General features: G+C 42.6%; 14 protein-coding genes. All 14 read left to right on the top strand.

Translation table 11 applies throughout. From position 1 onward, the window contains the following. The coding region (locus IJI01_RS06875) for an ATP-binding cassette domain-containing protein (protein WP_292187811.1) at window positions 1–399 on the top strand (399 nt) is incomplete at its 5' end. A gap of 608 nt (window positions 400–1,007) precedes the next feature. Next, entirely contained in the window at window positions 1,008–1,643 is a 636-nt protein-coding gene (locus tag IJI01_RS06870) for an SOS response-associated peptidase (protein ID WP_292187808.1), read from the top strand. 78 nt (window positions 1,644–1,721) lie between these two features. Next, window positions 1,722–1,892, top strand: coding sequence for a chorismate--pyruvate lyase (locus tag IJI01_RS06865; protein ID WP_292187805.1), 171 nt, complete (start codon window positions 1,722–1,724; stop codon window positions 1,890–1,892). Between the two features lie 155 nt (window positions 1,893–2,047). Next, window positions 2,048–2,365 carry a thioredoxin gene (gene trxA, locus IJI01_RS06860; protein WP_292187802.1) on the top strand — a complete coding sequence of 106 codons (318 nt, stop codon included), beginning with the start codon at window positions 2,048–2,050 and terminating at the stop codon, window positions 2,363–2,365. Window positions 2,366–2,475: 110 nt separating this feature from the next. Beyond that, window positions 2,476–2,910, top strand: a complete 435-nt coding sequence (locus IJI01_RS06855) for a hypothetical protein (RefSeq protein ID WP_292187801.1) — start codon at window positions 2,476–2,478, stop codon at window positions 2,908–2,910. A 74-nt stretch (window positions 2,911–2,984) separates the two neighbouring features. Beyond that, entirely contained in the window at window positions 2,985–3,767 is a 783-nt protein-coding gene (locus IJI01_RS06850) for a ZIP family metal transporter (protein WP_292187798.1), read from the top strand. A gap of 42 nt (window positions 3,768–3,809) precedes the next feature. After that, a complete protein-coding gene (locus tag IJI01_RS06845) occupies window positions 3,810–4,367 on the top strand; it encodes a DUF3990 domain-containing protein (RefSeq protein WP_292187795.1) in 558 nt (185 codons plus the stop codon). A gap of 20 nt (window positions 4,368–4,387) precedes the next feature. Further along, window positions 4,388–4,843, top strand: a complete 456-nt coding sequence (locus IJI01_RS06840) for a flavodoxin family protein (RefSeq protein ID WP_292187792.1) — start codon at window positions 4,388–4,390, stop codon at window positions 4,841–4,843. Window positions 4,844–4,945: 102 nt separating this feature from the next. Further along, a complete protein-coding gene (locus IJI01_RS06835; RefSeq protein ID WP_292187789.1) occupies window positions 4,946–7,033 on the top strand; it encodes an NAD(P)/FAD-dependent oxidoreductase in 2,088 nt (695 codons plus the stop codon). A 17-nt stretch (window positions 7,034–7,050) separates the two neighbouring features. Continuing rightward, on the top strand, window positions 7,051–7,917 hold the full coding sequence (locus tag IJI01_RS06830; protein ID WP_292187787.1) for an SDR family NAD(P)-dependent oxidoreductase: 867 nt from the start codon (window positions 7,051–7,053) through the stop codon (window positions 7,915–7,917). 18 nt (window positions 7,918–7,935) lie between these two features. Then, window positions 7,936–9,081 carry a tocopherol cyclase family protein gene (locus IJI01_RS06825; RefSeq protein WP_292187783.1) on the top strand — a complete coding sequence of 382 codons (1,146 nt, stop codon included), beginning with the start codon at window positions 7,936–7,938 and terminating at the stop codon, window positions 9,079–9,081. After that, window positions 9,068–10,465 carry an aldehyde dehydrogenase family protein gene (locus tag IJI01_RS06820; protein ID WP_292187780.1) on the top strand — a complete coding sequence of 466 codons (1,398 nt, stop codon included), beginning with the start codon at window positions 9,068–9,070 and terminating at the stop codon, window positions 10,463–10,465. The genes IJI01_RS06825 and IJI01_RS06820 overlap by 14 nt, the downstream gene beginning before the upstream one ends. Before the next feature lie 131 nt (window positions 10,466–10,596). Continuing rightward, window positions 10,597–10,914: a hypothetical protein gene (locus IJI01_RS06815; RefSeq protein ID WP_292187777.1), complete on the top strand. Its 318-nt coding sequence runs from the start codon at window positions 10,597–10,599 to the stop codon at window positions 10,912–10,914. Between the two features lie 20 nt (window positions 10,915–10,934). Continuing rightward, window positions 10,935–13,049: hypothetical protein (locus tag IJI01_RS06810; protein ID WP_292187774.1), on the top strand; the 2,115-nt coding region annotated here is incomplete at its 3' end.

Genomic DNA, 13,049 nt, shown 5'->3' with positions numbered 1-13,049 from the left:
GGACTGAAGCTATCTGGCGGTGAGAAGCAGAGGTTGTCCATTGCGAGAGTTATTCTCAAGGATCCCAAGATTCTCATACTGGATGAGGCTACGAGCGCCCTTGATTCAATTTCTGAGACTGCCATTCAGGATGCGCTGGAGCTTCTCATGAAGGGACGCACCAGTATTGTAATTGCCCACAGGCTTTCGACAATCCTCAAGGCGGATTCAATTCTTGTAGTCAAGGATGGTGTTATTGCTGAACAGGGAGACCACGACTCGCTATTGGCTCTTGGCGGTATTTATAAAGAACTGTATGAGACTCAGTTCAGACAGGTGCTTGATATGGAAAGTGGTCAGGATGCTACTCAAAAGTCAGATTATTGGGGAATTGTAGAGGAAGACTCTATAGGATTTTAATTAGAAATAGAATCTTAGATAGAAACTCCAGCTCTAAAGAGGTCTATGATTGAAACTCCTCCTCTTGTGTATGGGAAATATTAAGAAGTGATGATATTGGAGCGAGGAATCGGTTTGCCAATTGTTTTTTATTGCTTTAAAAGAGATTTTTACGTCTGCTTTTGTAAAAATTGTTTTTGGACAGTAGCCCATTTTTTTCTTTACTGCTGATATTCATAAAACTCCAATCTAGCAGTAAGAAAACACTCTTGAAACTTGATTAAAGTCAAACATACTCATGAGATAGAGTGAATTTTACGGCTGCAATTGAAAAAATGGAATTATGGAAGTAGACACGCTTAGATTTTTACTCTTTTTTTGGTGCTTCACTACTATCAAAATAGGAAAAAGAGAATTTTGGCCGTAAGGAAAAAAATAGACTACGGCTGGATAGAGAGTTTTGGAAAAATAGCAGTAATAAGTGTTTGATATAGTGACGATTTGATGTCGTAATAACACAAGCGGTGTTTCTGAAGTTCTTATCTCGAAAAAGAGTTCAAAGTACATAGTTGAGAGAATTCTGCTGGCTCAAGATTCAAATATTGTTGCATGTGCTCTATAATATAGGTATGTGCGCAAGATATTATTTTTGGAAGAAAACTTCAAAGATGGTGGAAGAGGACCTGGAGCTTGATATGGGCTCGTTTGATATGTTAGAGGGGGACTTTACACCTGCCATGGCTCCAGTAGTACTCACTGCAGTAAGGAACAGTGCAGGTGAAGAGGATAGAGATGCAACTGGAGAGGATAAATCTGCTGATCAAGGTAATGGAATCCGCGTGACTAATATGTTCTGGGGACTTGAGGGCAAGGATAAGAAGCTTGTGATCAATGCCAGAGCGGAGTCTGCGCTGGATAAGCAGATGTTTGCGGACAGTATGGCACACAGGCGCTGTGTTATGCCTGCTGAAGGGTTCTATGAATGGGACAGGGACAAGAATAAGGTGACTTTTTACAGAAGTGATAAGCGCCCGATTTATCTGGCTGGATTCTATGGAATGTCCAATAACAGAGATTCTTTTGTTATACTGACTACGAAGGCTAATGAATCTATGATCAAGGTTCATGACAGAATGCCTCTTATGATAGAGAAGGGGAGAGTCAGGGACTGGTTGTACGACATAGATGCGGCCAAAGAGATGCTGGCAATGGATATGCCACTTTTAGAGAGCAAAAGAGAATACGAGCAACTCAGTCTTTTCTAATACTAATGAGACGATTAGAAAACAATGTACAGAATATAGAATAAGAAAAATAGTAAGAATAGTGATAGGAGAGATGATATGGAAACCTGGTTTTATGTAGTAGAAAGTATTGACGGCGACTATGCTAATTTACGCAGAACGGATATTGAGTCTGATGATCTTAAGCTTGTTGCGAGAGCTCTTTTACCAGAGGGCATTGCTGAAGGTACTCAGCTTAAGTATGAATTCATGCAGTATTCTATAGTGTAAATATATGTGCGTGCATCAATTAACAATATTTTGAGAAAAAGTACTTGCAAATTATTGAAGATGTGATACAATCGAATTGTACAAAATACAATTCGATTTTTTCTTATTTATGGTTTTTATGAAAGGACGCAGATAAGCGTATATAGGTGAAGATTATGGAATACAGATTTACAAGTGAGAATTTTGAAGCAGAAGTTTTGAATAGTGATGTACCAGTACTTGTTGATTTCTATGCTGACTGGTGCGGACCTTGCAAGATGATGGGACCAGTTGTTGAAGGGCTAGCAGAAGAGTTTGATGGTAAGGCTAAGGTTGGTAAGATCAACGTTGATGAGCAGCCTGATCTTGCTGCCAAGTACAATGTAATGAGCATCCCATTCTTTGCATTCATTAAGAATGGTGAGCTTGTAGACAGCGAGATGGGCGCAGTTCCTAAGGACAGACTTGCTCAGAAGCTTTCTGCATTAACATAAATCAATGAAATACTGATAAAAAGTATCTTTGATAGTGTTGACGCGGCGGAACGACACTCATATAATTACTGTATAGCGACTATTTAACGGGTATTATGGAGGGTTAGGATATGCCAAGAGTTAATTTGTCAATCAGCCAGTCATTATATGATCAGATCGAGAAGGCTGCCAAGAAAGAGAATGTAACTGCTAACTACTACATCTGCGAGATGTTGGAGGAAAAGTTTGGTAAATCAGTAGTTTATGATTACGGAGCAGCTATTTCCAATATGGTAGATGAAGGAAAGAAGATGGACAAAGAATTCACTCTTGCTGATCTGCCAACCTTTGCAGACGTGAATGTTGTTATCAGAGATTATAAGATCAAGGAAACTCCTGCTCAGGTCAGAGCCCGTCTTGGTAAGATGTTCAATGAAGCTGTTCGCAATGGAACAGCTAAGGGAATAGGAAGAGCAGTTATTAAGAGAAATGGAAAAGATGAGCTTAAATTCTCATCCAGAGCTGCAGTATACGTTAACACAACTAGTAAGTCAAAGAAAAAGTAAGTAAATTAGCAGTTTTAGGCATATGGCGCAGGAATGCTGCTATATGCCTTTTTTCATGGATGAAAGGTGGATATATGTTTACAGGACTTATGTGGCAGATACTTTTAATACCATTTATAGGAACTACACTTGGTGCTGCAAGCGTCTTTTTCTTTAAGAATACAATGGGAGAAAAGACACAGAGGGCACTTACAGGTTTTGCATCCGGCGTCATGGTCGCAGCATCGTTTTTTAGTTTGCTTCTTCCCGCGCTCGATCAGACAGCGGAGATGGGAAAGCTCGGTTTTATTCCTGTAGCCATAGGCTTTGGAATAGGAATGGTATTCCTTCTGGTGCTGGATATGGTTACTCCACACATGCATTTGGATAAGCTGGAGGAAGGCCCAAGGAGCGGACTTAAGAGAACGACCAAGCTTGTTCTGGCAGTGACACTTCACAATCTGCCTGAAGGAATGGCTGTTGGAATAGTATGTGCCGGATGGATGTATGGAAATGAAGCGATTACTTTTGCAGGCGCTATAGCTCTTTCACTTGGTATTGCAATCCAGAACTTCCCAGAGGGAGCAATTGTTGCCGTGCCTCTCCTTGGTGAGGGTGTACCTAAGTGGAAGACTTTTGTTTATGGCATGCTGTCAGGAGTAGTTGAGCCTATTGGAGCTCTTTTGGTAATAGCAGCTTCCAGTCTTCTCATTCCTACAATGCCTTATCTTCTGAGCTTTGCGGCCGGGGCCATGATCTACGTTGTAGTCGAGGAGCTTATCCCTGAAATGTCAGAGGGCCAGCATTCCAATATTGGAACAATCAGCTTTGCACTTGGATTTATTCTGATGATGGCTCTTGATGTGGGTCTTGGCTGAGGGATATACTGTTTTTATAGTAGTTATGAGGGTTAGCGGATTATGATGCATTTATATCACGCAGGCTACGATGTTATAGAGAAACCTGATGTCCACCATGGCAGGAAAAATGCCGACTTTGGACAGGGGTTTTATACCACTGATGATCAGGAATTTGCCAGCAGATGGGTCAGGGAAAAGACAGGTGCTGACATTATAATTAATCAGTACGAGCTTGATGACAGTGATCTCAAGGTCAAAAAGCTTGAGAGAAACAAAGAGTGGTTTGAATATATTTTTGCTAATAGGCGCGTGAGGCCGGATGTCTACGCGGATTATGACCTTATAATCGGGCCGATTGCAAATGATACTATATATGAGACCTTTGGAATCATAACCAGCGGATTTCTCAGTGATCAGGAGGCTATGAAGCTTCTGATGGTTGGAGGCAGTTCTCAGCAGATAGTGCTTAAGAGCCAGAAGGCAGCAGATAATCTTAAGTTTTTGTCCTCTGAGATTTTGTCAAAAGAAAAGATTTTATCCTGCAAGCAAAAGCATCTTGAGGAAAATGAAAAATTCCAGGAAGAGTTTGCTAAAGCTATGCAGGAAATTGAAACTTAATATAAAAGGAGAATTACAAAATGAGTAACGCAGCTATTGTTTATGCTTCAACACATCATGGCAACACCAAGAAGGTTGTTGACGCTATTGCCAAGGAGTTCGATGTAGAGCTTATCGACGCAACACAGGTTCAGGAAAAAGACATGTCTGGCTATGATCTGATCGGCTTTGCCAGCGGTATTTATGCAGCTCAGTTCCACCAGCAGGTTAAGAATTTTGCTCAGAAGAACCTCCCTGAGAACAAGAGGATTTTTTTCATCATGACAAGTGCCATGAATAAGGATTTCTCAAGATCCATGGATGATTCTATAAAGGGCAAGAATGCTGAGGTAGTAGGTAAGTTTACCTGCCACGGCTACAATACTTTTGGACCATTCAAGCTTGTAGGTGGTACCAGCAAGGGACATCCAGATGATAATGACCTTGCAGATGCAGTTGAGTTTTATAGAACTCTGATCAGAGTTGGTAAGGCTTGAGAATTGCGATTATTGCATGATTATAATGCGATAATAGTTATACAAAATAAAGTTTACATTATATAATGGTTCTAGGGCGTGTATAAGTATTGAGGGGTAACTATGTACGACATTCTATTTTCACCGATGAAAATTGGAACCATGGAAGTCAAGAACCGGATAGTCATGTGCGCCGCGGAATTCAGTCTGGGTGAGCCCAGTGGAAAGGTAACGCAGAGACTATCCGATTATTATGAAGAGAGGGCCAAAGGTGGTGTTGGCCTTATTATTCCTGGAATATGCAGGGTTAATGACATGGCGGGAGCTGCGACTTATACGCAGCTTTCTATGAGCCATGACTATCATATTGAGCCTATGCGCCAGTTAGTAGAGCGCATTCACAGTCACGGAGCTAAGTTTGCCATTCAGCTCCATCATGCTGGAAGACAAGGTCTTGCCAGTTCTATTAATTCTTTGCCCTTGGTTATCCCAATCGCAGAACGTTTTCCCGGATTTATGAATTTAATGTATAAGTGCACTCCTGTGCTTCTTGGCATGGAGGAAAAAGGGATCAGTTTCTCTGTTCAGGCACCTTCTAACTGTCCAAAAGCACCTCATGGAGCCACAAGGCTGCATGCCATGAGCAAAAAAGAGATTAAGTCACTTATAAAGGATTTTATAGATGCTGCAGAAAGATGCAAAAAAGCAGGTGTTGATGCTGTTGAGCTTCATGGAGCCCATGGCTATCTTATTCAGCAGTTTCTATCTCCCTATACGAATCTAAGAAATGATGAATATGGTGGCAGCTTTGAGAACAGAATGAGATTCCTTGAAGAGATTGTTGTGGGAATAAAGCAGCGCTGTGGCAAAGATTATCCGCTTATTGTAAGGCTCACTGTAGATGAGATGTTCGCAAGGATTGGAAAGCCTGGCGTGGGCTATGATCTGGAAACTGGTAAAAGAATTGCAAAACGCCTTGAGGAGCTTGGAGTTGATGCCATAAATGTCTCAAGCGCCAATTATGATGTCTATAACGGATGGCTAGAGCCAACGACCTACGAGCCTGGCTGGCGCAAGTACCTGGCCAAGGCTATCAAGGAGACGGTTAATATCCCTGTAATTGCTGCTAATGTCATCAGAACACCCGAGCAGGCTGAGAAGCAGCTTGAGGAAGGAACGCAGGATTTCATAGCATCTGCCAGAACCTTTATATGTGATCCTCATTGGGCAAGGAAGGCCATGGAAGGGCATCCCGAGGATATCCAGAGGTGTATTGGATGCCTTAACTGTATCAGATCCTTTATGAACAATGCGGGCAGAGGAATGCCTGGAGAGTGCGCTCTTAACATGTCTATAGCTAATGAGAGAGCCTATTTTAACATGCCAAAGGATGGCAATGGAAGAAAGATTGTAGTTATAGGAGCCGGACCTTCAGGCCTTACAGCCGCCAAAACTATGGCAATGAGAGGCTTTGATGTTGAGGTTTACGAAAGGGCAGATAAGTGCGGCGGTCAGATCATTGCTGCGGCAGCAGGACCAGATAAAGAAAGGCTCTACTGGTCTATCGAAGACCTCAAAACTGCAGCGGAAAAAGCTGGAGCAAGGCTTCACCTTGGAGAAGAAATCACAGAAGCTACTGTATCTAAGATAAAAGAGCTAAATCCAGAAGCTGTCATTGTGGCAGCAGGCGGTCGTCCAATACGGCCTTCCAGTATCCCTGGAATTCATGAGAGAAATGTAATAGAAGCGCCAGACATTCTTTTGGGAAAAGAAAAGGTGCAAAACTCACAGGTTGTGGTAGTGGGTTCTGGAATGACAGGCCTTGAAGTTACGGAGGCGCTTTGTAACGCGCAAAATAAGGTGACAGTCCTTGAGATGGCACCAGAAATAGCACCTGGAGCGTGGTTTCAGCTTGTGGATGATGCCATGGAAAAGATAAGGCCTTATGAAGCTCTTTTCCTGACGAGTACCAAGCTGTGCTCGATAGAAAAAGATGGCGTATCAATAGAAAATCTGCGGTCCCATAAGAAAGAGAAAATTGCCGCAGATTACGTAGTCCTTGCTATGGGCGTAGCACCCAATAATGAGGTGGCAAGGGCGCTAAAGGAAGCTGGAATCAGCAATGTGTACTGCACAGGAGATGCTAAAAAGAGCGGAAATATCGCAAGTGCCTGCCATAGCGCTTATGAGCTTGTGATGAAAATAAAGTAGATAGGAGCGGAGTAATAATGGTTGTTGATAACAAGGTTACAGAATTTAATCTTAGAAAGAAGATGAAACATCTGTCAGGTAAATGCATAGTCATTACAGGTGCTTCAAGTGGAATAGGCAAAGAGGTTCTGGATAGGTTGTGTGATCCGGCCAAGAAAAATCGCATTCTTGCCTGCAGTAGAACAATAGAGAAACTAACGGGCTATGATAAAAATGTTACCTTGTTTAACTGCGATGTCAGCACAAAGGAAGGTGTCGACCAGATGATGGAAAAGGCAGAACAAGTGCTGGGCACGATAGATGTGCTCATCGCAAATGCCGGCGCTCCTTACTATGAGAAATTTGATTATGTTAACTGGGAGAGAATTCAGAATATCTTTAACCTGAATACAATTTCTCCAATTTATACCTACACCAAGTACCTGAAGCACCTAAACGGAAGAGAAGGCCACATGGTATTTACTATTTCTGCGATGGGTGAGATGGCGATTCCAGGGTATACACTTTATGCTGCGACCAAGTTTGCAATGAAGGGCTTCCAGGAGGCAGTTCGCCTGGAGGCACCCAAGAATCTGAAGCTTACTGCTGTTTATCCTGTTTCCACAGCTACGAACTTCTTTAAGGTTGGTGCAGGAGAGATAGATGTAGGACATCCTTTCCCAATACAGAAGGCGGATGTGGTTGCTGAGCGAATGATAGATGGAATAGAGAAAGCCAAAAAGCATATTTATCCATGCAGAGTATTCAAGCCTTCCAAACTTCTCATGAACACAATTCCTCCTATAAAGAGCGTGTACTGGGGAATTGAGAAAAAGAGACTTAAGAGATTCCTGGAGAAAAAGGCAGCTCTTGATCTTAAGCTTGCAGAAAAGATAAAGGTATAAAGGTAAAAGGGGATTTTTATGGCGAATATACATGACATTTCAAGAGATCAGTGGATGCTAAGAGGTCCACTTGCAAAAAGAGGCTACGACTGGTGGTGGCATTCAATGACTGCAGAGAACAAAAAGACAGGAGAAAAGAAAGCCTTTTATGTTGAGTTTTTTACCTGTAATCCAGCTCTTGCAGAAAAAGAGCCAGTGATCGTATGGAACGATAAGGCCAAGCAGAAGGCAGGTGTAAGACCTTCCTATCTCATGGTGAATGCGGGCTTCTGGGGACAGGAACATGGTCAGCTACACAGATTCTTTTCACTTAGAGATGTGAAGATTCACGCTGATGCACCATATAGTGTCAAGGCGGACGATTGTGAGTGTAGCGAAACACACACAAAAGGAAGCATCAAAGTCACCAAGGAAGAAGTGGCAGCCCATCCAGAGTGGATGAGCGATGCAGGTGAGATCAGCTGGGATTTTGATATCAAAAAAGAAATAGCCTTCCATGTTGGATACGGTGCTAACAAGTTCTTCAGAACGATAAATGCCTTTGAGATGTTCTGGCATGCGGAGGGTATGAAGTCTGTGTTTAGCGGAACCATCACTTTGAATGGTGAGAAGTATATCCTAAAGCCAGAGACCTGTAATGGCTACTCGGACAAGAACTGGGGCGGTGATTTCACAAGCCCATGGGTATGGCTTTCATCCAATGATCTTACCAGTAAACGCACAGGACAAAAACTTAAAAACAGCGTTTTCGAGATTGGCGGTGGAAGGCCCAAGATCTTTTTCCTGGCACTTAACAGAAAGCTTCTGGGCGAGTTCTACTACGAAGGTAAGGACTATGACTTTAACTTTGCCAAGTTCTGGACCTTATCCCGGACCAAGTTTGACTGCAGAGAAACGCCTGATGAGATACATTGGCATGTTGTCCAGATTACGAGAAATGCCAAGCTTGAAACTAAGATCAGATGCAAAAAGAGCGAGATGCTTAACATAAGATATGAGGCTCCTACAGGTCTTAAGAGACACAACAGATTGTGGAACGGAGGAACAGGTGAGGGAGTACTTAAGCTCTATAAGAGATCACTATTTGGATTTAAGGAAAAACTGATCGATGAGGTTTACGCAAGAGGGGTAGGCTGCGAGTATGGAGAGTATGGAGACGATTAAGCAAATTGTAGATAACCAGCGCGAATACTTTTTGTCTGGGCAGACACTTGATCTGGACTTTAGGATCAGGCAGCTAAAAAAACTAAAACAGGCGGTACTTGATAATCAGAAGGAACTCGAGAGAGCGCTTTATGAGGATCTTGGCCGTGCACCACTTGAAGCTTATTTCTGCGACATTGGAAGTCTCATTCAGGAAATGAATGACATGATAAAAAAGCTTAAAAAGTGGGCAAGACCAGAGACGCATCTGAGTGGAATACACTGTTTCCCTAGTGTTTTCACCAAGGTCTACAAGATGCCCTATGGAGTTTCGCTTATAATCAGTCCGTTTAATTTCCCGGTATTCCTGTCCCTTGGAGTACTGGCCATAAGTCTGGCTGGTGGAAATACAGCCGTGATCAAGGCAAGCTCCAAGTCCAGCCACTGCACAGCGGTAATGAAGAAGCTGATCAATGAAACATTTCCTCCGGAATATGCAATCCTGATAGACGGAGGACATGACATTGCAGATATGTGTCTTGCACAACCCTTTGACAAGATATTCTACACAGGTTCAACCAGGGTAGGTGTTCATGTTTTGGAGTGTGCTGCCAAGAATCTTACCTCTACGTGCCTTGAGCTTGGCGGAGAAAACGGTAACTGGTGCATTGTCAGAAAAGATGCTGACCTTAGAGATGCGGCCAGGAAAGTAGCCTTTTTCAAAGCGCTTAATGCTGGGCAGATATGCCTTGATGTCAATCAGGTGGCTGTTGCAAAAGAGGTATGTGATGAGTTTATTACATATTTAAAAGAGGAATTTGTAAGACAGCTCGGGCAAAGTCCTCTTGATAATCTGGAATATCCTCGCCTTATAAATGAGGGAGCCTACAGAAAATGTGAAGGAATTGCAGATGAGTATCGTTCAAGAGTAGTCTTTGGGGGCCATGGAGATGTAGGAAGTCTTAAGTTTGAACCTACAATTATTTACCCGGTGACTGTTGATGAAGACATTGTTCAGAAAGAGCTCTTTTGCCCGCTGCTTCCAGTGGTTCCATATGATGAGGATAAGATAGATGACCTTTTGAATATCATCAATAGAAGGGAACACGGATTATCTTTTTACATATTTACCAAGGACGTACGCTGGGCCAAGAAGGTCATGCAACGAATGCAGTTCGGCGGTGGATGCATCAATGAAGTGTGTCTTCACATGATGGTCAAGAATGCTCCGTTTAATGGCGTTGGCCACTCTGGAATGGGAGCCTACCACGGCGAGTGGGGCTTTAAGGAGTTTACCCACACGACTACGGTTCTGTTAGGCACAAACAGGGCAAACCTATCGCTTCGAGAGCATCCGTACAGTAAGAAATGGAAAGAAAAAGTGATCAGAGCAGTAGAAAGATAAAATCTAAATTAAATAAATCATAAAAGACAGTAAAAAGTAAACTTAAAACCGTTCGTATGATAATTATTATGATTATCTGACGATATAATTAAAAATAGGAAGACAGATATTATCTGGGAGAGGTGAAAAAAATGTTAGAACGTAGAACGATCAATCGAGTAGAGTTTTTGGCAAACAGCGTAATTGTTGACAAGGAAACACTTAACAAGTACTACGGACAGGTTAAAAATATCAGTCCTCTTGGTATTGCGATAACTGTAGATAAGCGCATTCCCAGTATGGTCGGAAGAGACGTGATTGTTGTAGCAGAGACGATGATAATGTATGCGGAAGCAGTTCGTGAAGATAAGGAAGAGGATGGCAAGAAGTCTGTAGCGTTTAAGGCCAGAAAGTTCACACCAGACGTTCTTCAGTATTTATTTGAGCATATAGGTCTTGATGAAGCGTAATGAGCAGAGAGGAGTAGCTTATGAAACGTAGTGATCTATCAAACAAAAAAGTTGTATCGGCGCTTATGATAGGTATTTCGGCGATGATGGCGCTTCAGACGCCAATTACAGCTTATGCCAACGATAATGCTGGCGAAGTACCTGAAAATAATAATGAGCCTGAGACTACACAGCAGGCAGAAGCTGTGAGTGAGTATCAGACAGTGACAGATGAGGCACAGCAGCAGGCTGAGGTGGCTCAGGATGCGTGCGTAGAACCTGCGGCTGAAGAAAACAATGCATCTCAGGAACAGGCGCCTCAGGAAACAGCGGGCGAACAGGATAATCTTGCAAGTGCTGCAACAGAGGCGGCTGAGGCTGCTAACCTTATTCTTGAAGGTGATGTTACACAGAATGTAGCTCCGGCAGCTGCTACAGATGCGCCTAATGCCACAAACGAGGTACAGGCAGTCATAGAGGCAGCAGAACAGGTTGTTAATGATACAAAAGAAGCTGATGGAACTACGGTAACTGCGGCTACAACAGATTTGCAGTCTGCAGCAGATAGTATAGAAGATGTTAAAAAAGATCTCGTGGCAGCTGAGGACGTTAATAAGCAGTTTGAAGAGAAATATGAGGTTGTAGAGGAAGAGGCAAAAGAGGCTGCAGAGGATATCAAGGGTATCGCAGAACAGTCAGGTGTGATGAGCACTGTAACACAAGAGGCGGGAAAAAAGGCAGCAGAGCTTGTTGATACTATCCAGAATGCTGATACCAAGGAAAGTGCAGAAACTGCATATAAAGACCTTGAGAAGCTTGTAAGTGATACAAAGGCTGATCTTGAGACTAGAAAAGCTCTTTATGACAGACTGGCTTCTGAGTATGAAGCAGCTGTCAAGAAACTGGACGAAGCTCAGAGTGCACTTGAAGCTGCTGAGCAGAAGTTTGACAGCAAGATAGAGGATGCGACCAAGAAGACAGAAGATGCTGCGGCAGATGTTACAGCAGCACAGCAGAAGGTTGATAATCTGGCTGAAGCTCTTGATATTGTCGAAGACAATATTGAGAACGAGGTTGAAGCTAATAAGCTGTCATCTACGCGCGGCAACAACTGGGATGGAAAGCTTGGAAATGTTGATAAGAACAGAGCTGTTATGAAGCAGGTCATCGTCAACTATTACATGCCAGAGGTTCTTGGAATAGACATTTTGGCGGATCAGGTTAATTACGAGACAGATTTTGTTTCTTTAAAGGGAGTTGACGGACAGGAGTACAACTACAGTAAATTAACATATAAATACAAAGATGCAGAAGGTAATATTCAGGACGGAGTTAAATACTTTAACTGGGATTCACTTCTAAAGCTGTCGCCAAGTACGACCAATATTAACACTGGCGATGGTATGGTAATCTTCGAGAAATCCCTTGAAGAGATTGAAGCAAATGATTATGTAAAGAAATATTATACTGAAAAAGACTCTAGTAAACTCGGGAATGGAACAAAGTGGAATGCTTATCTGGCAGGAGAGTTTGATGTATTTACTTATACTGATAACGACGGGGTTAAGCATTATGTGATCCGGGATGAAATAGAAAATCCTGCTGATGGCGTAACGATTGAGAAGGATGGTACAACTCCGACGACCTATAATGGCTATGCACTGACGCAGGTAATACAGAACAAGAATAATCTCCTTCATGATGCTGACTGTCTCATCATCGGTAAGAACGAAAAGATTGATAAGTACACTCATAATAACAATAATACTACGGCTGTATATAAGCAGGTAGTAAATAAGCTGTCGCCTGAAACGGTATCTGCTGTAGTTGAGCGAAGCAAAGCGCTTAACTCGTTCATTACAGAAAATGCCCAGGTTCAGCATAATGCCGCGGCTGTAATGTCTCAGTATGCTAAATATAAAGAGGCTACGGTGGAGGCTCAGAGAGCTGTTAAGAATGCCAACGATCAGGTAGATAAGCTGGCTGATGCGATCGCAACAGTTAAGACTCAGACCCAGAATACCAGAAAGTCGCTCAAGGCCGTAGATGTACTTGGAGTTACAGATATCGCAGGCTATCTGGGACTTAAGGTGGATGAAGCTGAGGCTGTGAGATTAAATGGCCTTACTGTTTCTAATCTGTTAAAAGAGCTGAAT

This window comes from Butyrivibrio sp. (genome assembly GCF_017433805.1).
In the GTDB taxonomy this organism is placed as follows: Bacteria; Bacillota; Clostridia; order Lachnospirales; family Lachnospiraceae; genus Butyrivibrio.
The sequence above is the reverse complement of the archived record's forward strand: the minus strand, read 5'-3'. Positions and strand labels throughout refer to the sequence as shown.

Coding starts and splice junctions, on each gene's coding strand:
- trxA (WP_292187802.1), top strand. CDS start 2,048: ATGGAATACAGATTTACAAGTGAGAATTTTGAAGCAGAAGTTTTGAAT.
- IJI01_RS06815 (WP_292187777.1), top strand. CDS start 10,597: ATGTTAGAACGTAGAACGATCAATCGAGTAGAGTTTTTGGCAAACAGC.
- IJI01_RS06870 (WP_292187808.1), top strand. CDS start 1,008: ATGTGCGCAAGATATTATTTTTGGAAGAAAACTTCAAAGATGGTGGAA.
- IJI01_RS06855 (WP_292187801.1), top strand. CDS start 2,476: ATGCCAAGAGTTAATTTGTCAATCAGCCAGTCATTATATGATCAGATC.
- IJI01_RS06830 (WP_292187787.1), top strand. CDS start 7,051: ATGGTTGTTGATAACAAGGTTACAGAATTTAATCTTAGAAAGAAGATG.
- IJI01_RS06840 (WP_292187792.1), top strand. CDS start 4,388: ATGAGTAACGCAGCTATTGTTTATGCTTCAACACATCATGGCAACACC.
- IJI01_RS06825 (WP_292187783.1), top strand. CDS start 7,936: ATGGCGAATATACATGACATTTCAAGAGATCAGTGGATGCTAAGAGGT.
- IJI01_RS06865 (WP_292187805.1), top strand. CDS start 1,722: ATGGAAACCTGGTTTTATGTAGTAGAAAGTATTGACGGCGACTATGCT.
- IJI01_RS06850 (WP_292187798.1), top strand. CDS start 2,985: ATGTTTACAGGACTTATGTGGCAGATACTTTTAATACCATTTATAGGA.
- IJI01_RS06835 (WP_292187789.1), top strand. CDS start 4,946: ATGTACGACATTCTATTTTCACCGATGAAAATTGGAACCATGGAAGTC.
- IJI01_RS06845 (WP_292187795.1), top strand. CDS start 3,810: ATGATGCATTTATATCACGCAGGCTACGATGTTATAGAGAAACCTGAT.
- IJI01_RS06820 (WP_292187780.1), top strand. CDS start 9,068: ATGGAGACGATTAAGCAAATTGTAGATAACCAGCGCGAATACTTTTTG.